General features: G+C 26.3%; 20 protein-coding genes. 3 read left to right on the forward strand and 17 right to left on the reverse strand.

Going from position 1 to position 18247, the window contains the following annotated elements; translation table 11 throughout:
* Positions 1-4: 4 nt before the first annotated feature.
* The 6 genes from G507_RS0112215 to G507_RS0112240 all read right to left on the reverse strand — a co-directional run bounded on the left by G507_RS0112215 (position 5) and on the right by G507_RS0112240 (position 5930).
* A complete protein-coding gene (locus G507_RS0112215; RefSeq protein ID WP_026717748.1) occupies positions 5-988 on the reverse strand; it encodes a UDP-glucuronic acid decarboxylase family protein in 984 nt (327 codons plus the stop codon).
* Between the two features lie 11 nt (positions 989-999).
* Entirely contained in the window at positions 1000-2310 is a 1311-nt protein-coding gene (locus G507_RS0112220) for an O-antigen ligase family protein (RefSeq protein WP_026717749.1), read from the reverse strand.
* A gap of 95 nt (positions 2311-2405) precedes the next feature.
* Positions 2406-3356 (reverse strand): NAD-dependent epimerase/dehydratase family protein, encoded by a 951-nt coding sequence (locus tag G507_RS0112225; protein WP_026717750.1) that lies wholly within the window; start codon positions 3354-3356, stop codon positions 2406-2408.
* Between the two features lie 80 nt (positions 3357-3436).
* Positions 3437-4177, reverse strand: coding sequence for a WecB/TagA/CpsF family glycosyltransferase (locus tag G507_RS0112230; RefSeq protein ID WP_026717751.1), 741 nt, complete (start codon positions 4175-4177; stop codon positions 3437-3439).
* A 40-nt stretch (positions 4178-4217) separates the two neighbouring features.
* Positions 4218-5180 (reverse strand): NAD-dependent epimerase/dehydratase family protein, encoded by a 963-nt coding sequence (locus tag G507_RS0112235; protein WP_026717752.1) that lies wholly within the window; start codon positions 5178-5180, stop codon positions 4218-4220.
* A complete protein-coding gene (locus G507_RS0112240) occupies positions 5181-5930 on the reverse strand; it encodes an FkbM family methyltransferase (RefSeq protein ID WP_026717753.1) in 750 nt (249 codons plus the stop codon).
* 247 nt (positions 5931-6177) lie between these two features.
* Here G507_RS0112240 and G507_RS0112250 point away from each other — a divergent pair, with 247 nt between their 5' ends.
* Positions 6178-7356 (forward strand): O-antigen ligase family protein, encoded by a 1179-nt coding sequence (locus G507_RS0112250; RefSeq protein ID WP_026717754.1) that lies wholly within the window; start codon positions 6178-6180, stop codon positions 7354-7356.
* Positions 7353-8432 carry a glycosyltransferase gene (locus G507_RS0112255; protein WP_026717755.1) on the forward strand — a complete coding sequence of 360 codons (1080 nt, stop codon included), beginning with the start codon at positions 7353-7355 and terminating at the stop codon, positions 8430-8432. The genes G507_RS0112250 and G507_RS0112255 overlap by 4 nt, the downstream gene beginning before the upstream one ends.
* A 62-nt stretch (positions 8433-8494) precedes the next feature.
* On the opposite strand, the gene G507_RS0112260 is transcribed toward G507_RS0112255, so the two are convergent.
* The 6 genes from G507_RS0112260 to G507_RS17910 all read right to left on the reverse strand — a co-directional run bounded on the left by G507_RS0112260 (position 8495) and on the right by G507_RS17910 (position 12755).
* Positions 8495-9007 carry a hypothetical protein gene (locus G507_RS0112260; protein ID WP_026717756.1) on the reverse strand — a complete coding sequence of 171 codons (513 nt, stop codon included), beginning with the start codon at positions 9005-9007 and terminating at the stop codon, positions 8495-8497.
* Between the two features lie 66 nt (positions 9008-9073).
* Positions 9074-10069, reverse strand: coding sequence for a glycosyltransferase (locus G507_RS0112265; RefSeq protein WP_026717757.1), 996 nt, complete (start codon positions 10067-10069; stop codon positions 9074-9076).
* Complete coding sequence (locus G507_RS0112270) at positions 10069-11310, reverse strand: oligosaccharide flippase family protein (RefSeq protein ID WP_026717758.1); 1242 nt, start codon at positions 11308-11310, stop codon at positions 10069-10071. The genes G507_RS0112265 and G507_RS0112270 overlap by 1 nt, the downstream gene beginning before the upstream one ends.
* A gap of 10 nt (positions 11311-11320) precedes the next feature.
* Positions 11321-11983, reverse strand: a complete 663-nt coding sequence (locus G507_RS16945; RefSeq protein ID WP_051191677.1) for a class I SAM-dependent methyltransferase — start codon at positions 11981-11983, stop codon at positions 11321-11323.
* Positions 11984-12215: 232 nt separating this feature from the next.
* Complete coding sequence (locus G507_RS17905) at positions 12216-12404, reverse strand: hypothetical protein (protein WP_245575618.1); 189 nt, start codon at positions 12402-12404, stop codon at positions 12216-12218.
* Between the two features lie 183 nt (positions 12405-12587).
* The gene (locus tag G507_RS17910) at positions 12588-12755 is read right to left on the reverse strand and encodes a hypothetical protein (RefSeq protein WP_245575619.1); all 168 of its coding nucleotides are present in this window, start codon (positions 12753-12755) and stop codon (positions 12588-12590) included.
* On the opposite strand from G507_RS17910, the gene G507_RS18000 reads away from it, so the two are divergent.
* Complete coding sequence (locus tag G507_RS18000; RefSeq protein WP_415776870.1) at positions 12721-13344, forward strand: O-antigen ligase family protein; 624 nt, start codon at positions 12721-12723, stop codon at positions 13342-13344. The genes G507_RS17910 and G507_RS18000 overlap by 35 nt on opposite strands.
* Here G507_RS18000 and rfbD read toward each other — a convergent pair.
* Genes rfbD through G507_RS0112305 form a run of 5 tightly spaced genes read right to left on the reverse strand, consistent with a single transcriptional unit; the run spans position 13313 to position 18234 of the window.
* Positions 13313-14161: a dTDP-4-dehydrorhamnose reductase gene (gene rfbD, locus G507_RS0112285; protein ID WP_026717760.1), complete on the reverse strand. Its 849-nt coding sequence runs from the start codon at positions 14159-14161 to the stop codon at positions 13313-13315. The two genes, G507_RS18000 and rfbD, sit on opposite strands and share 32 nt — an antisense overlap.
* Complete coding sequence (gene rfbC, locus G507_RS0112290; RefSeq protein WP_026717761.1) at positions 14155-14706, reverse strand: dTDP-4-dehydrorhamnose 3,5-epimerase; 552 nt, start codon at positions 14704-14706, stop codon at positions 14155-14157. Before rfbC ends, rfbD begins: the two co-directional genes overlap by 7 nt.
* Position 14707: 1 nt before the next feature.
* A complete protein-coding gene (rfbA, locus tag G507_RS0112295) occupies positions 14708-15571 on the reverse strand; it encodes a glucose-1-phosphate thymidylyltransferase RfbA (protein ID WP_026717762.1) in 864 nt (287 codons plus the stop codon).
* 9 nt (positions 15572-15580) lie between these two features.
* A complete protein-coding gene (locus G507_RS0112300) occupies positions 15581-16540 on the reverse strand; it encodes a hypothetical protein (protein ID WP_026717763.1) in 960 nt (319 codons plus the stop codon).
* Positions 16541-16545: 5 nt separating this feature from the next.
* A complete protein-coding gene (locus G507_RS0112305) occupies positions 16546-18234 on the reverse strand; it encodes a DUF6909 family protein (protein WP_026717764.1) in 1689 nt (562 codons plus the stop codon).
* Positions 18235-18247 lie beyond the last annotated feature (13 nt).

Raw genomic sequence — 18247 nt, forward strand, 5'->3', positions numbered from 1 at the left:
TGATTTAGTGAATATATTTTGTAAAATCTTTATGTTCTTCTTTCATTAACTCTTCTTTTGATAAAGATTTAAAATAATCATACGTTATTTTCATTCCCTCTTCTCTTGAAACTTTTGCTTCCCAACCTAGTATGTTTTTTGCTTTAGTAGTATCCGGTTGTCTTTGCAATGGATCATTCATAGGTAAAGGATGGTAAACAACTTTTTGCTCTGTTCCTGTCAATTTTATTATCTCGTCTGCAAAATCTTTAATCGTAATTTCATCTGGATTTCCAATGTTAACTGGCAAATGATAATCTGAAAGTAATAATCTATATATTCCTTCAACTTGATCATCTACATAACAAAATGATCTAGTTTGACTTCCATCACCAAAAATAGTTAGATCTTCTCCTCGTAACGCTTGCCCTATAAAAGCCGGAATTACACGGCCGTCATTTAATCGCATTCTAGGTCCATACGTATTAAAAATCCTGACAATTCTTGTTTCTAAACCATGAAATGTATGATAAGCCATTGTTATGGATTCTTGAAAACGTTTTGCTTCATCATAAACACCTCTTGGACCAATTGTGTTTACGTTTCCATAATATTCTTCGGTTTGTGGATGAACTAATGGGTCACCATAAATTTCTGATGTGGATGCAATTAGAATTCTAGCATTTTTTACTCGCGCTAATCCCAATAAATTATGTGTTCCTAAAGAACCTACTTTTAAAGTTTGAATAGGAATTTTTAAATAATCTATAGGACTTGCAGGTGAAGCAAAGTGAAGAATATAATCTACTTTTCCTGGCACATGAACAAACTTTGTAATATCATGATGATAAAATTCAAAGTTTTTGTCTTTAAATAAATGTTCTATATTTTTTAAATCTCCAGTAATTAGGTTATCCATTCCAATTACGAAATAGCCTTCCTTAATAAATCTGTCACATAAATGTGATCCCAAAAAGCCAGCTGCACCAGTAATTAATATTCTTTTCATCTAATTGAAATTTACTCTTTTTTGGTATAATTAAATAGGCAATAAAATGCAGTAAAAAAAACCACACCACGCTGTCTCCACAAAAAAGATTCCGTCAAAAATAAACTAATCATTAGAACTGCAAAAGCAATATGCATAAAATCTTTGTGTTTTATCGCTTTTTTGAGATTTACATATAGAATTATAACTAAAATTAGAAACCCGAACATCCCTAATTCTGCAAAAACTTGAATATATTGGTTGTGAAAGTTCTTTTTTTGATAGCCCTCAACTTGATTATTACCTTGAAAAACATTGTAATGAATTCCTTTTTCTTCAAGTTTTTTATAGGACGAGTTAAGACCAAAACCTTTCCAAAAAATATTATCTTCTTGTAAAAACTCGAAAAATAAACGCGTTTGATAAACTCTAAAAGAAGAGCCTGAAAAATAATCGGTTTGGTTAAATTTTTCATTATACCAAGCTTCTTTCATGCTAATAATATTGGAACCTATTTCTTTTTTATTAATTACTGTATGACCAATATTGCTTTCTTCTTTTATTTTAAATTCAAAGATTAAACGTTCTTTAATTAAGCTAAAGGAAAGAACTGACAACAATACAACACCTAAAATTATTATATTCCTCAATCGCATTTTATTTGCTGATTTAGAATAATAGAAAAAATAAATTCCTGAAAGAAGAATTGTTGAAAGTATAATGTTTTTAGAAGATAGTAAAAGAAGAAATATTAATAGAAAAACAACTAAGATATAATCGTTTATCTTTTTCAAATCTTTAGTTAAAAAATAAAAAAGAGCAAGGGTAACAAAAACAGAAAAATGAACAGCATTTAATTCTTTAGTAACTAAATTATGAAAGAAAAAAACACTAAAGTCTTTTGTTAAAAAATAATTATAAATTGCTTTTGTTAAAAAAAATACTGTTAAAACAACTATTGAATAACTATAATATTTGAGGATTTTATCTTTATTTAGGATAATAATATCTTTGCATAAAAGAAAGCAAATTGGAATAATTAATAGTGGAATTTCTTTTAGTAATGCTTCTATAGTTAGGGCTTTATCTATACTCCAAAGCCAAGAAATTATCATTAATATGTAAAGAACAATTAATAAAGATATAGAGACGTTTTTTTCTTTATTAAATCTAAATTTAAAAGAACTTATTAAAAAAAAAATAGCAATTATAAGACTATTTATAAAATTATAAAAAGGAATACTTATTAAAATAAAAATAAAAAAAACATTGATATAATTATTTCTTTTGTCTTGATTGAAATCATTAATTATTTCTTTAAAAATAGCTTGAAAATGTTTCATTACTTTTCTAATTTAAATTCTTTTTTTGTACTAGCAATATAATTAATATTAGCCAATAAAAAAGCGAGTTTAAATTAAACTCGCTTTTTAAAATATTAAATTTGATTTTCAATCCATTTATAGGTTGTTTTCATTCCTTCTTTTAAAGATTGTGAAGGTTGCCAACTCAACTTTTCTAATAAAAGTTTATTGTCAGAATTTCTTCCTCTAACTCCTGTTGGTCCTTCTATATTTTTTATTGATAAATTTTTTCCTGATATTTCGATAGCCATTTTTGCGAAATCATTAATTGAAATCATTTCTTCAGAACCGATGTTTACTGGCCCAGAAAAATCTGAATTCATTAATCTCATTACGGCTTCAACACATTCGTCAATGTAAAGAAATGATCTTGTTTGCTTACCATCTCCCCATACCTCAATTTGGCTTCCCTCTTTTGCTTCAGCGGCTTTTCTACACATTGCAGCAGGTGCTTTTTCTTTTCCACCATTCCATGTTCCTTGAGGTCCAAAGATGTTATGAAAACGTGCTATTCTAACTTCTATTCCGTAATTTCTTTGATAAGACAAATATAATCTTTCACTAAAAAGTTTTTCCCATCCATATTCACTATCTGGTGCTGCTGGATATGCAGAATCTTCAGAACATTTTGGATTGTTAGGATCCATTTGATTATATTCAGGATACATACAAGCTGAAGAAGAATAAAAAATCTTTTTCACTCCTTCTTTTTGAGATGCTCCAAGAACATTTAAGTTACATAATGCCGAATTATTCATAACGTCTGCGTCATGCTCACCCGTAAAAATATATCCTGCACCTCCCATGTCTGCAGCTAATTGATATACTTCGTCAATGCCTTTAACAACTTCTTTTGCAATTTCAGGATCTCTTAAATCTCCTAATATAAACTCGTCTGAATTATTATTTCCGTATTCGTTTTCTTTTAAATCTACTCCTCTTACCCAAAATCCATCTGATTTTAATCGGTTAACAAGATGACCTCCAATAAATCCTCCTGCACCACAAACTAATATTTTTTTCATTATATTTTTAATGTAATTATGTAAACTAGTCTACAAATATAATTTTTTTAATTTATTTTTTTGTAACTATTGTAACAATTTCACTTAATTACACCCGTTTTGTATTGTAAAATAAGTTTTAACAACTTAAATCCTTTTAAATACCTAGGAACAAATGTTTTGGGATTTGAAATACACCTATGCAACCAACCTAAGTAGATTTGATCCATCCAAGTTGGCATTTTACCTTGTCTCCCGGTTTTAAAGGCTATTGCTGCTCCTGTGCATAAGATTGCCGGATTATAAAATAAGTTTTCTTTTAAATATAATCCTAATTTTTCCTGTGTTCCTCCTCCAATGTTAATAAGAATCCATTTTGGCTTTTTTTTCTCTAATTGATCTAATAAATCAACATCAATAATGTTGTTTTTATAAAAAGGTGCAGTATAATTATATGCTTCTTCTAAATCAAATCCGGCATTGTTTAGATATTGAGTATTAATTTTACCATCAAGTTCTGAAGGGTTTATTAAAAACAATTTACCTTGATTTACTCTATCACTTTGAGATAAAAAATGATTAATAAATTCTAACCCTGATATTTTTTTTAATTTATTTTTATATAAAAAATTCCAAATCAATACCATATAACCACTATCAGGAATGACTATGTCAGAATTTAATAAAGATTCATAATAAGCTTTATCTTCTTTAATTGTAACCAAAGCAGGTGCAGCTGGAACTGTAAGTAATCCTCCTTTTTCATGAAGAAAATCAAAAACTCCTTTTACTAAACCGTTGTAAAACTTTATTCCTACTATTTGAACTGATTGATAACTCATTTATAAGTTTTTTGATTTTTATTTTATGAAAAAGAATTCCTTATTTTTCATTTTTCATCCAATCAACAGTAATTTTAACACCTTCTTCAAGTTTGTATGGTAATTTTCCACACAATTCTTCTAAATCAGACATATCATAAACCATGTATGTAATTAAATTATTTAATCTAAATGTAGTTAATGGAGGGTTTTTCCAGCCTAGAATTTGACATAAGTCTCCAATTTTAGAAACTATTTTTAACGGAAACATTGGTATTTCTTTACTTTTTTTATTGTTGAATTGCATTGAAACCATATCTGCCCATTCTTTAAGATCAATTGATGGGTAATCACTTAAATAATAATTTTTCTTAATTTTATTACCTGATGCAAAAAGTATGGTTTCCAATTGAAATACTGTATTTAATACAAATCCAAAAGATTTTTTTGGGTACTGATTTTTGGGTAAAAAAAACAGTCCTTTTTTTACAGTATCAAAAAAAGTTCTATACGGAATTTCAAAATATGGTCCCCAAATAGAAGTAGGTCTAACTATTACATAATCATGATTGGCATTTTCACCAACTATTTTTTCACCTAACATTTTACTTTCTCCATATAAATTTGGAGGACAATAATCATCAAAATTTTTAGGTATATAGTCAATTTTACAAACCATACGACTTGATGCGTAAATTGTTCTTTTAATATTAGGTCTTTTATTAATAATGTCAACTATATTTTCAACACCCTCAATATTACTTGCGTAACCGCTTAAATTGTTTTTCTCATCTAAATCTACTCTTGCTGCTAAATGAATTACATATTCAGGATTAAAGGTTTCAAAACATTCTAATAATTCTTTTTTATTTAGAATATTTCCCTTAAACCAATTGTTTAGATATTTTTGGTTTTTTGGTTTTTTTTTATCAAAATTTATTATCTCATGACCTTTTAAACATAAATAGTCTATTAAGTTAGTACCAATAAAACCCGAACCTCCCGTAATTAATATTTTTGACATTTAATTAGAAATTTTGTTTTTGTTTTTATATAAAAAATCAATTTCTATATACTTGTTATTATTTCCTAAATTAAAGTCTAACATACCATCTAATTCAAAATTTTTACTGTTTAAATAAGCATTAATTTCTGTAAATGACGGTTGGTTAACATAAAGTTGTTCTAAATTAGCTTCAATTACAATATAATCTATGCTGTTTAATGTTTTCTCGCCTCCTTTTAAAACTTCTAGCTCATAGCCTTGAACGTCTAGCTTTAATAAAGAAACCCCTTTTATTGTTTTGTTATTAAATTCTAACGAATCAATAGTTTTAATCAAAACATCAATTTTATCTAAATCATTTTCTTCTTTAGGATAATGATTATTATCATTACTAATATCTAGTATTGAGCTTATATGCCCAAATTTATTTTTATTAAATTTAATTGAGCCAACTTCATTTCCTAAGGCTACATTATGAGTAGTTATTTTATTATTTGCATTAAAAATTTTTTCAATTTTTGGATATAAATTAGGTAAAGGCTCAAATACCTCAATCTCTGCACTTGGATATAAGTAACTAGCTACTTTTGAAAACTGTCCAGAATTAGCTCCAACATCTATAATAAAATCTAACTTTGGAACTGTTTTTTTTATGTTAGAAACAACCTCAAATGATGCAAATGAAAAAAGCTTGCCTTTAATTAATTGCAAAATCCACTTTGATTTTAATACTATGAATATTTGTTTAACTAATGTTGAATATCTCATTAATTTAATCTTTATGTTTAAAGGGTGCAATTTAGTATAAAATTTAAAAGAAACATACTTCACATCTTTTTTAATTAGAACTCTTTTTAATTATATTTTTCTATTTTTGTTGAAGACTAAGAAAATAATTATTTACTTATTAAAAATCTCTTTCACTTGGTATATTGATAAATTTAATACTTTTGAATTAAGAGGTGAAGATTTAGAAAATGGATTTAAAAGTTCACTGGCAAAAGCAAATGAATAAATGAAAATAAACTTAAAAAAATACTTACTTTACTCTTCAGTTTTTGCCATATTTACAGAAGCTTTTTATTTTAATTTAATTATTGACTGGAAATTATTTTACTTAATTCTTTTAGTAAATTATTTGTTAATATTTACGTATTATGAAAAAATTATTTTTACTAAAAACTTTATTTATTTTATTCTGTTTGTTTTCATACATGGTTTGTTTTGCTATACAATTATAGGAATTCCGTTTAATTATATGCTTTCTCAAATTATTGGAATTACAATTATTGGAATATATTATTATAATTTTATACAGCTTTATAAAGTTGAAGAAATAATTGCTGTTTACCTGAAAATGGCATTAGTAATTTCTATTATTGCCTATCCTATGTATTTTTTAGGAATTAATTTTAACGCGAATAATGACCCTCGTTTAAGTGGTATACTTAAAGAACCCGCTCATTATGCAATTGTAATAATTCCAGCATGTTACTATTTTTTTAAAACAAAGAAATATCTTTCGTTTTTTATTGTTTTTGGCACCCTTATTTTATCCAATTCCTCTTTAGGATACATTGGTTGCGGGTTACTATTTTTATTACCTAATTTAAATCGAAAAAGATTGTCATATTTAGTAATAGTAATGCCTTTTATATTGATCTCTTTTATTTATATCTACAATAATTATACTTTTTTTAAAATGCGTGTTGATGACACGTATGAAAACTTAAAAGTTATTAATACAGGTAAGTTTAAAGAAGAAACAAATCTTAGTTCCTATGTTATGTTAGCAAACGTATATATCATGAAGGAAAATGTTAAAGATCACCCTTTTGGAAGTGGTATTGGGAGTCATCACTACATGCATACAGAAAATTATATAAAAGAATTAAGACCTCCAAAATATTTAGTTAAACAAAATATTCATACAAATAATTCATTTGATGCCAATTCATTAGCCATTAGAATGCTTTCTGAGTTTGGTGTTTTTGGTTTATTAGCTATACTCATTGCTATTATCGCAGGAGTTTTAGTTTTTTCTAGCAAAGAATTAATATTTTTACAAGGATTATTTATATATATATGCCTAAAATTATTTAGAGATGGTCATTATTTTCCTCCAGAATTTTTCTTTTTTTTATGTATCTTTTATATTTCCTATTTAAATCATTTTAAAAAACAAACCCCTTGAAAACTATTTATCATATAGCAGAAAGTGTAGCAAATGAAAGTGGTGGATTAAAAACAGTTGTTTTAAATTTAAATTCACATATATCGTCTTCTTTTAAGAGTCAAATTATTTGTAATAAAAAAGAAGAAAAAGATGATTTTTTAGTATTCCCTTCTGATAAATTTAAAAATTGGGCTTACTCAAAGGAATTATCTTTGTATTTAAAGCAAAATTTAGATTCACAAAGTATTTTACACCTTCATGGTGTTTTTATGCATGCACATTTTACTGGTTCAAAAGTAGCTATTAAAAATAATCTTCCTTATGTTGTTTCTCCTCACGGAATGCTTGAACCTTGGCACTTAAATGATAAAAAAATTAAAAAAAGTATTTATTTAAAACTTTTTTTAAATAAAATTATTAAAAAATCTAATGTTTTGCATGCCATTACTCCTTTTGAAAAGGATAATTTATATAAACTCACAAATCACAAAAACATTGTCGAAATTCCAAATCTAATTCATTATACCAATTTGCCTAAAATTAAAAATGCAGTAGATGAAGAAGAATATTTTATGTTTTTAGGTAGAATTCACCCTAAGAAAGGATTAGACATTCTTTTAGAATCATTTAGTAGAATTGATAATAAGAAAATAAGATTAAAAATTGTAGGTTCAGAAAACGAATATTCCGAAGAATTAAAAAGAGTATGTGAAAAATTAAATATTTCAAAAAGAGTAATGTTTTTAGGTGGCGTTTTTGGAGATGAAAAATATAATCTTTTATCAAATGCTAAAGCGTTTGTAGCACCTTCATATTCTGAAGCTATAGGAATGGTGAATTTAGAGGCAGCAGCATGTAATACTCCTGTTATTACTTCATTTTATACAGGTATAAATCCCGAATGGAATACTAATGGAGGCATAATGATTAACCCTAATATTGTTGAGCTAACAAAAGCACTAAATGATGCTTCTTCTTGGTCAAATGAAGAACAAAACAATAGGGGAATAATGTTGTCTGAATATGTTAAAGAAAATTATTCTTGGGAAAAGAAAGGTGATCTTTGGACCGAGCTTTATAAAACACTAAATTAAACAAAAAAACTAAAACACATTGGTTTTAGTTTTTTTGTTTTTTAATAAAAATAAGGTTTTTATTAATTGTCTAAAAGTGCTTCTAATTGTTCACTTCCTCCCATTGCTGGTGGGAATTTACCTCCATGTTTCATTATGTATTTAGATGTTACTTCGTTCCAAGAAACAAATTCACCAGCTAAGAAATATGTAGTAAAGTTATCTGAATCACTTAAAATAACCTTATCATTGTTTTTAATTGAGATCCCAGTAATACCTATTTCATTTTGTTCCTTATTAGTACTTAAATTTATAGATAAATTTTGAATTTTTTCTCCTTTTGGTAAGTCAATAGTAATTTGTTGAGGAAGTTCTGATCCTTTTACTACTTTTTCAACAGGTTCACCAGATAAATAATAACCGTCTTTTTTGTAAACAATAGATATTACATCATCTTTTAGATATAAACCATTAATAGTTACTGAAAATTGATCAGCTACTAATACTTTTTCATCGATTGCTTCGTCCTTTTTTGTACCATCTCCACAAGAAAAAAGCAAGAAACTAATTAAAGAAACTAAAATTATTTTGTTCATTTGTTAAAAAATTTAATATTTGATTTTATTCTGCAAATTTAATAGTTTTTTTTATTAATAAACAAGTCAATATGATTTTTTAATTAAAATATTAAAAATCGAAACTGCCCTTTTAAATTCTCCTTGCAAAAGTCTTTTAAAAATTGCGAATGTTAAGGTGTAGACCCAAACTATTAAACTATATCTATTAAATTTAGTTGCAAATTTCATTTTTGCTTTTAAATAAACTAGATCTATAAAATCTGAATTTTTTCCTACATTCTTAGTGTTTGTAGAATTACCTTGTTTATGATAAACGCTTAATATGTTAATGATCTTTACATAACCATTATTTTTTATCATTCTAAAAGACCAATCTAATTCTTCAAAATATAAAAAATAGTCTTCGCACAATAACCCAGTACTTAATAAATTGTTAGTTGTAACTAACATTGATGCTCCAATTGGAAAATCAACTTTTAAGTCAGGATTAAATTTATAATTTAATAGTGGCTTATTTAAATCCACAATAATTGAATTCCCTGTTATATAATTATAATTTCCTCCAGTAGCTTGGATTAATTCTGGATTATTATAATCGATTAAAGGGGTTCCAAAAAATATTTTGTCTTTATCATTAAATTTTGACACTTCTAAAAGAATAGAATCTACGGTGTGTTTTTTAATTATTGTATCATTATTTAATAACCATATTAAAGAATTTTTTTTGTCAAACTTTAAAATATATTTTAAAGCAATATTATTGGCAGCAGAGAACCCTTTATTTTCTTTTGCTTTTACTAAAAGAATTTTACTACTTATGTTTTCATTTAATATGCTTTCTTCATTTAAAAGAACTAAATCTACAGGTTTTTTTTCTAAAGGATATATTATGTCATGGAACTTAGTTTCAATATTACTTATTTCATTTTTAGACCAGTTTACAATTTCATCATAAGATTTATTGTTTTCACTATTATCAACTACTATTATTTGATAATTATTATTTGTGTTTTTTAAAACACTCTCTAAACACTCTATTGTGTCTTTACTATTGTTATAATTTACAATTACTATGTACATTATATATTTTGATTTGTTGTTTTGATATATTTATAATAATACAATATTATTGAACCTGTAATGAATGTTTCTACTATGTATAATGAAATTAGGCTTCCGTTTAATTGATAAATTAAAGTTAGAAAATAACATGAAACAAACATTATTACTACGGTTATCATAGATAAATATGAAATTTCTTTTTCTTTTGAATTATATAATAGTAATTGATAAAACGGTATATTTAATGCTATTATAATAGGTATAGGAATAAATTTTATTACAAAATCTATTATTTCAATTGTTTTTGAGGGAAAATATAATTCTAAAGGTAATATTAGATAAACTCCTAATAACAATGCTGATAATGTAAATAAAGCGGCAATGTTCACTTTGTTAATTAACTGTATGAAGTTTAATCCTTCTTTTTTATCGTTTTTATACTGAATACAAAATCTTGGGAAACTGACTGCAAAAAACACTGATAAATAGCTTCTGAATAATCCAACTATCATTTCTGCTATTTTGTAAATTCCAGATTGATAATTACCTAATAAACTGCTTATTATTAAAATTGGAATATTTACATATAATGAAATAGATAGATTTGACAATACAATAGAAAACTCACTTTTAAAAATTTCTACAATATTGGTTTTAGAAAAGCTGATAATATTAATTTTATTTTGTAAAAATATCTTTCTTAAAAAATAAATATTTACTACTAAATTAGACAAACCAATTATTAAAAAATAATATATGTAATCGTTTTTGTTGATAATTAATAAATAAATCAAGATAATCTGAGTTAATCTTGATATGATAATTATGGTATTTATTTTTTTAAATTGTTCTAATGCTTGATAATACCAAATTGGATTTGAAGCTAATGAAACTAAATAAATTGTTCCGAATAAATAAAGGAATACCTCTTTATTTAAAATTATAATTATAATTATAAAAAAGGCTAATAATGCTGATAATACTACAAATTTGAACTGATAAATTGCAGATAAATATTGCGTTATTTTTAAAGGATTATTTTTATTTGTACTAATCGTTTTTATACCCGTTATAAGGTTTCCAAAGTCTAAAAAAATATTTAGTATTAAAAAAATCGAGATACCAACACCTATTTTACCCCAATTTTCAATTCCACAAACGCTTATTAACCTTGGAGCAATTATTATTGGTGTAAGCAGACTAATTATTTGTCCAAAACCAAATGAGGCATAATTTTTAAGTCCTAATTTTTTAATCATTTAATCTTTCCTATAACTTATTTGCTTTAAAAAAATATTGGTATGATAAGTAGTTTTTAAAAAGCCCTAGTGTTAAGATATTTGCTATTTTAGCCTTAGTCATACCTTTTATGTGTTTAAAAGAAACGTCTTGATTTATGACTTTGAAATTTGATTTTTCTAATAGATTCTTAATGTCTTTTTTGCAATAAAAACGAACATGTGTATAATCAAACAAACCACTTTCTTCATATTTAAAACTTCCCCTTAAAAATATTTTATTAAATGCAGAATAATGTTGAATGTTAGGCATACTTACTAATATGTACCCATCCTTATTTAGCCATTTTTTTATTTTATCTAGTGTTTTATTAGGTTCATAAATGTGTTCTAGAACATCTGCTAAAATAATTACATCAAAATAATCATTGTATTCTGGTAAATCTAATTCTTCAATGTTGCCAAATATCATTTTGTCAACTGGTTTGTATTTATCTTTTCCTTTAACATCTTCAAAAAGATCAATTCCTATAGTGATTGATGCAGTTCCTTTTTCTTTTAAATAATTTAATGTTTCGCAATAAGCAGAACCTACTTCAAGTATTTTTAAATTATTCTTATTAAAGTCAGCAAAGTCTATTAAGTCTAATCTTACATTGCTATAATAATCACTGTTTTTATCTTTATAATCCATAGTAATTCAAAACTTTTTTTTCTTTTAATCCATACAAATGTAAAAGATTCTATTAATAAATAGACTCTTTGAATATAAAATAATAATATATTTGTTAATTAAAAAATGTTTACATGATATTTAGTGCTGAAAAAAATTTTAATTACTTAATTCCTTCGTTGTTTTTATTTCCTTTTTTTAAAGAAAACATATCCACCTTCTTTTTTATTTTGCTTACAATAAATACTATTTATTATTCAATTAAAAGTAAAAGTTTTTCAATATCTAAACAAACACTTTTATTAACAATTCCTTTTTGGATTATATTAATTACTTGTCTTCTTTGGTATTCTAAACCCGAAGATTTAAAACCTGTAAAAAACGGATTGTACTTTTTATTATTTCCTATTGTCTTTTTAAATATTCCTAAATCTTTTTTCACAAAAGAAAAACTTACTTTTTATTTTGAAGTATTAAAGTACGTAGTCTTATTAATTTGCATAAGTTATTTTTTAGCTTTTTTTTATTTCTATGATTTAGAACATCTTTTTCAGTACAAATATAATATTCCAAAGTTTAGAGATTTCATTTATTATGAAATTCCTTTTTTTAAAATTCATCCTACTTATTTTACAACAATTATAATATTTACAACGTCATATTCAATATTAAATCTTTTAAATTCTAAAAAATGGAGTGAGATTTTTTTTATTACTGTTGGATTAATTACTTCAATTGCTTTATTGGCTAAATTCAACATGGTTTTTTTATTTTTATTAATACTTTTTATCATTTTATTTAAGACCAAAATAAAAAGGTTTTATAAGATTATATTAGTGCTTTTATTAATTTCAAGTTCTTTTTTTCTAATAAAAAATGTACCTGGTGTAAAGAATAGATTTGTGGAAATTGTTAATAGTTATAATAAGCCTCCTGTAGGAATGTCTTATGATTCAACTAATATAAGAGTAGCTATTATAAACTGTAGTAAACAAATAGTAGAAGTTAATTTTATTAAAGGAGTCGGATTTAATAACATCAAACAAACATTTTTAGAATGTTATAAAACAACCTACGATTCAGGGTTTTATAAAAACAATATTTATTTAACGCATAATTATTTTATGTATATATTAATCTCAAGTGGCATATTTGGTCTATTCGTTTTTTTATTTTACATATATAATATCATAAAATTAACTATAAAAATTAATTCGTTTTTATTGTATGTTATGTTGTTTAATGTTTTATGCGTGAGCTTATTAGAAGATTTTTTTTACAGGCAATTTGGTTTGTTCTATTTTAGTTTGATCTTCTTTTGTTTCTTAAATAATAAAAGAGAGTTGATCTTTAAAAAGGAATCTTCTCAGACCATTCATTAATCATTAAACCAAAAACACTTTTAATCTTACTTTTATCCAAAACACTATATGCTGGTCTTTGTGCTGGTGTTGGATAACTTTTAGATGGAATTGGTTGTAAATTAATTCTAATATTATTGACTTCAAATATTTTTTTTGCGAAGTCAAACCAAGAACATTGTCCTTCATTGCTAAAGTTGTAAATTCCATAGTTGTTGGTTCTTAGTTGTTGGTTGTTGGATAAGCAAATTGTTAATAAAGCTTCTGCTAAATCAACAGCATTTGTTGGTGTACCTATTTGGTCATCAACTACAGATAACTTATCTCTTTCAGAAGCCAATCGCAACATGGTTTTCATAAAGTTATTTCCAAATTGCGAATAAACCCATGAAGTTCTAACAATATAATGTTTTTCCCAAATATCTTGAATCGCAATTTCACCATCTAACTTAGTCTGTCCATAAACTCCAGTTGGATTTGGTTTGTCTAATTCTGTGTAAGGTGTTTTTTTGGTTCCATCAAAAACAAAATCTGTAGAAACATGTACTAAAACAGTATTATTTATTTTACAAAGTTTTGATAAGTTTTGTGGCCCAAGTACATTAATTGAATAGGCTTTTTCTGGTTCTGATTCTGCTTTATCAACTGCTGTATATGCTGCTGCATTTATACAATAATCAGGAATAAACTCATTGAAAACGTCATTTACATTGTCATAATCTGTGATATCTAACTTTTTTGAATCACAAAACACAAATTCAATTTCAGGGTGTTTTTCTGCAATAAATTGAAGAGATTGACCTAATTGTCCGTTTGCACCTGTCACTAAAACTACCATACTTTTTTAGCGTTTTTTAATTCTGGTAAAATTTGATCTTTTTCAGAAATAATGCATTTGTCTATTGGAAATTGCCAATCTATAGTTAGAGATGAATCGTTAAACATTATTCCTCCTTCACTTTCTTTGTTGTAAAAATTATCACATTTATAGAAAAAAGTTGCCGTTTCGCTTAATACTAGGAAACCATGTGCAAAACCTCTTGGTACAAAAAATTGCTTTTGGTTTTCTCCTGAAAGGAAAATTGATTCATATTGACCATAGGTTTTAGATTCTGGCCTAATATCAACGGCTACATCTAAAACTTCTCCTTGAAGAACTCTTACTAATTTTGCTTGAGCATGTTCTCCTGTTTGATAATGTAAACCTCTCAAAACTCCTTTTGAAGAATAAGATTGATTATCTTGAACAAAATGAACTGTTTTACCTATTCCTTTTGCAAAAGTATTTTCATTAAAACTTTCCATAAAATAACCTCTTTCGTCTTTGATTATTTTTGGTTCAATGATAAAACAACCTTCTAGTTTTGTTTCTATAAAATTCATATTATTTTTCTAATAAACTCATTAAATGTGTTCCATAACCACTTTTTAATAAGGGCTGCGCTAATTCTTTTAATTGATTAGCGTCAATATATCCCATTTTAAAAGCAGCTTCTTCTATAGCTCCAATTTTTAACCCTTGTCTCTCTTCAATAACCTGTACAAACTGTCCCGCTTGCATTAAAGATTGAAAAGTTCCTGTATCTAACCAAGCTGTTCCTCTGTCTAAAATACTTACTTTTAAAGTACCTCTTTTTAAATATTCTTTGTTGACATCTGTAATTTCTAATTCTCCTCTGTGACTTGGCTTTATGTTTGCGGCAACCTCAACAACTGAGTTGTCATAAAAATAGATTCCTGGTACAGCATAGTTAGATTTTGGCATTTCGGGTTTTTCTTCAATAGAAAGTACATTTCCATCTTTATCAAAATCAACAACACCATAACGTTCTGGGTCATGAACGTGATAAGCATAAATGATTCCGCCATCTGGATTATTATTAGCTTGAAGTAATTCTGCTAAACCTGTTCCATAGAAAATATTGTCTCCTAGAATTAATGCTGCTTTGTCATCTCCGATAAATTCTTTTCCAATGATGAAGGCTTCTGCTAAACCATTTGGGTTTTCTTGAACTGCATATTCAAAACGACAACCTAGTTTTTTTCCATCACCAAGTAATTGCTGAAATAACGGCAAATCATGAGGTGTTGAAATGATTAATATTTCACTTATTCCTGCCCACATGAGAGTTGACAAGGGATAGTATATCATTGGTTTATCATAAATAGGCATCATTTGCTTACTTACCGCTAATGTTAAGGGATGAAGCCTTGTTCCTGAACCACCTGCTAATATAATTCCTTTCATATTTTAAGTTTATTGCTTAATTCTTAATTTTTGTTTATTATATATTTTTAGAAATGCTAACCCAATTAAATAAAATAAAATTAATAAAATTGGAAATAAAATTTTAGAATTTAATACTAATGGAACGTACTTTCTAATATTTAAAACACTACTTTCTTCTTTAATTATTTTATCTGATATAATCTTACTTGTTTTTAAAAGATGACTCTCAGAAATTAAATTGTCTTTTTTATTTACTAACTCTGGAATGCTACTGTTTTCTGAAATAGATACATTTAAACCTCCTTTACTATTTGAAGATAATAAAGAAATTATTTTATCAACTTGTTTAATTAGTGAATCGTTTGCGATTAATTTTTCTTCTAAGTTTTGTTGATGTACTTTCTGTTGTTCTAAAAAATATTGGCTTTTATTTAAATAAGTAAGAATCGGATCAATTAAATCTTCTCTTTTCCACATACCCTTTGTAACTATTGTAACTTTATGGTGATAATAGTTTTTACTAGTCATTTCAGAGTTTAATATTTTTTCTATATTGCCATCTTCTGCCATCAATTTTATTAACTCAAAATTATTTTCTTGATCTTTATTATTAATAAAATTATATATAGCTGGATATGCTTCAATTGAAATACTTGAAATATTTTCGTAATCTTTTATACCAATATTTTTAAAAAAAACGGTGTCCCCTTCTCTTAATTTAGTATTTAATTCTTCTATTTTTTTGTATAAATACTCATTACTTCCAAAGTTTGGAATAACTGATATTTCATGCTCATAATTTTTCTTCCCATCAGCTAAATAAGCTAATGCAACACCCACAATAAATAAAATAATGATAATGATAATCTTTTTTTGAATAAAGAAAATTAAATTAAAAAATGAATTTATTATGTTTTTAAAAAAACCTGATACCTTATTAAATAACTGACCTAAATCTATTTCTTGGTCTTGAGAATTTGTACTCATGTGATTTATTTTGTGTTAAAAATTTGTTCTAAGATTTTTATTGTAATTAAATAAGTTGGTTTAACTCCTGTTGTTCCTAAACCTCCAGAAGCTAATGTACTACCTGTTTCTAAAGGATTATCTGAAGCATAATAAGCATATCTAACTTTTACATTAGGATTGATACTTTTTCTAATTTTTGAGGCAGATTGTATTGCTTTTTGATAGTAAGCACCTTCCATTTCAAGTCCAATAGCTTCCCAAGTAGATTCGTGAAAGAATTTCAACAAATCTCTATTCTGAAGTGATGTTCCTAAAACCGTAACCATTGGTCCAGCAAAAACAGATATTCCATTTTCTTCAAACATTTCTTTGGTTAATTCATTTTCAAACGGATAATTATCTGCTGTTCCTTCATTAATATGAGCACAAGGAATCATTATATCGCCTTTTCCTCCTTCGAGAATTCCTGCTTTACCCATAATTGAAACTGACTCAACATTTAAGAAAATCTTTGTCTTGTCTATTTTATAAGGTTTTAATAACTCATCAATAGTTTCAAAAGCTTGTTCCCCGAAAGCATAATCCATTACGATTAAAACGGGCTTGTCTTTTTCAAATGAAGCTGATGGAAAAGCTGATTTTTTGAAATCTATTTGAGCAGTATCAAAAATTTGAACATCAATATTTGTTCCTGATGTGTCTGGTAAAGAAATCATTCCGTTTTTAAGCGCAAAATCTTCTACTTTTTTACGTAAATCTTTATTATCAGAACCACTTAAATCTTCAAAAACTTGAAATTCAGTAGCGTCTTTGTATTTTTTTCCAAGAACTGGTTCTGCAAAAATAGAATTCATCACACTGTGCATATTAGCACTAATAATATGGATTGGTCGTTCTATTAAATTGTTTTTTTGTAAAACCTCTTTAATACTATTTGCCCAAATTTCTCCATAAATATGATGTCCTAATCGCTCTCTTAAAATCGGACTAAACGTAATAGTTCTTTTGTTATTTAAAACTAATTCTTCAATAGCTAATTTTCCTAACCAATATACAATGTGTAAAAAACGCTCTGGTGCTTCTGGAGTTGCAAAATCTGGATAAATGGATTGTACTTCTGCAAAAGTTCTTCCTAAAACACTTGAAATATGTGAAATGGCTTTTTCTCTTTCAACTAAAGTCAATTTTTTATTTTGAAGAACTAATTCTTCAAGTTTTTGCCAATCACGAGTAACTTCTCCAATTTCATCTATTAAAACTCGGTCTTTTATTTTGTGTGATTCAATAAAAATAAAAGTCAAATGCGTCAAAATATCATAAATATCAGATCGACCACGTGTGATTTCTACGTTCATTTGTTCGTCGTCAATTCTATAACAATTTCTTCTTCTTTTTGGAGGAACAATAGCTTTAAAATGAGAATTAGCATATCCTTCATCTGAAGTCAAGTTTATAAAACGACATTGTTCTATTCCCACAGGAAGTCTTTCAATAACGTATAATAAGCCGCTTAATTCAACTTTTTCTTCAGCTATACTTCCATAAATTTCTGGACGTAATGACAATAAGGCTTCACGCAAAGTTTCTCCTGAAATACCCATTGGTTTGTAAAAACCTCTGTTAAAAAGGTGACGCATGCTAATGTATAACCGTTCAATAGCAGCAGATGATTCTTGTGCTCTTGAACGTGATATGTTTTTAATTTCTTTCATTTTCTGATTTTCT

Origin of the sequence: Flavobacterium gelidilacus DSM 15343 (assembly GCF_000422685.1) — a bacterium.
In the GTDB taxonomy this organism is placed as follows: Bacteria; Bacteroidota; Bacteroidia; order Flavobacteriales; family Flavobacteriaceae; genus Flavobacterium; species Flavobacterium gelidilacus.

What these genes read in the sequence shown, in the direction of transcription:
- G507_RS0112215 (WP_026717748.1), bottom strand. Translation starts at nt 988, where the DNA reads ATGAAAAGAATATTAATTACTGGTGCAGCTGGCTTTTTGGGATCACAT.
- G507_RS0112220 (WP_026717749.1), bottom strand. Translation starts at nt 2,310, where the DNA reads ATGAAACATTTTCAAGCTATTTTTAAAGAAATAATTAATGATTTCAAT.
- G507_RS0112225 (WP_026717750.1), bottom strand. Translation starts at nt 3,356, where the DNA reads ATGAAAAAAATATTAGTTTGTGGTGCAGGAGGATTTATTGGAGGTCAT.
- G507_RS0112230 (WP_026717751.1), bottom strand. Translation starts at nt 4,177, where the DNA reads ATGAGTTATCAATCAGTTCAAATAGTAGGAATAAAGTTTTACAACGGT.
- G507_RS0112235 (WP_026717752.1), bottom strand. Translation starts at nt 5,180, where the DNA reads ATGTCAAAAATATTAATTACGGGAGGTTCGGGTTTTATTGGTACTAAC.
- G507_RS0112240 (WP_026717753.1), bottom strand. Translation starts at nt 5,930, where the DNA reads ATGAGATATTCAACATTAGTTAAACAAATATTCATAGTATTAAAATCA.
- G507_RS0112250 (WP_026717754.1), top strand. Translation starts at nt 6,178, where the DNA reads ATGAAAATAAACTTAAAAAAATACTTACTTTACTCTTCAGTTTTTGCC.
- G507_RS0112260 (WP_026717756.1), bottom strand. Translation starts at nt 9,007, where the DNA reads ATGAACAAAATAATTTTAGTTTCTTTAATTAGTTTCTTGCTTTTTTCT.
- G507_RS0112265 (WP_026717757.1), bottom strand. Translation starts at nt 10,069, where the DNA reads ATGTACATAGTAATTGTAAATTATAACAATAGTAAAGACACAATAGAG.
- G507_RS0112270 (WP_026717758.1), bottom strand. Translation starts at nt 11,310, where the DNA reads ATGATTAAAAAATTAGGACTTAAAAATTATGCCTCATTTGGTTTTGGA.
- G507_RS16945 (WP_051191677.1), bottom strand. Translation starts at nt 11,983, where the DNA reads ATGGATTATAAAGATAAAAACAGTGATTATTATAGCAATGTAAGATTA.
- G507_RS18000 (WP_415776870.1), top strand. Translation starts at nt 12,721, where the DNA reads ATGGTTTTTTTATTTTTATTAATACTTTTTATCATTTTATTTAAGACC.
- G507_RS17910 (WP_245575619.1), bottom strand. Translation starts at nt 12,755, where the DNA reads ATGATAAAAAGTATTAATAAAAATAAAAAAACCATGTTGAATTTAGCC.
- rfbD (WP_026717760.1), bottom strand. Translation starts at nt 14,161, where the DNA reads ATGGTAGTTTTAGTGACAGGTGCAAACGGACAATTAGGTCAATCTCTT.
- rfbC (WP_026717761.1), bottom strand. Translation starts at nt 14,706, where the DNA reads ATGAATTTTATAGAAACAAAACTAGAAGGTTGTTTTATCATTGAACCA.
- rfbA (WP_026717762.1), bottom strand. Translation starts at nt 15,571, where the DNA reads ATGAAAGGAATTATATTAGCAGGTGGTTCAGGAACAAGGCTTCATCCC.
- G507_RS0112300 (WP_026717763.1), bottom strand. Translation starts at nt 16,540, where the DNA reads ATGAGTACAAATTCTCAAGACCAAGAAATAGATTTAGGTCAGTTATTT.
- G507_RS0112305 (WP_026717764.1), bottom strand. Translation starts at nt 18,234, where the DNA reads ATGAAAGAAATTAAAAACATATCACGTTCAAGAGCACAAGAATCATCT.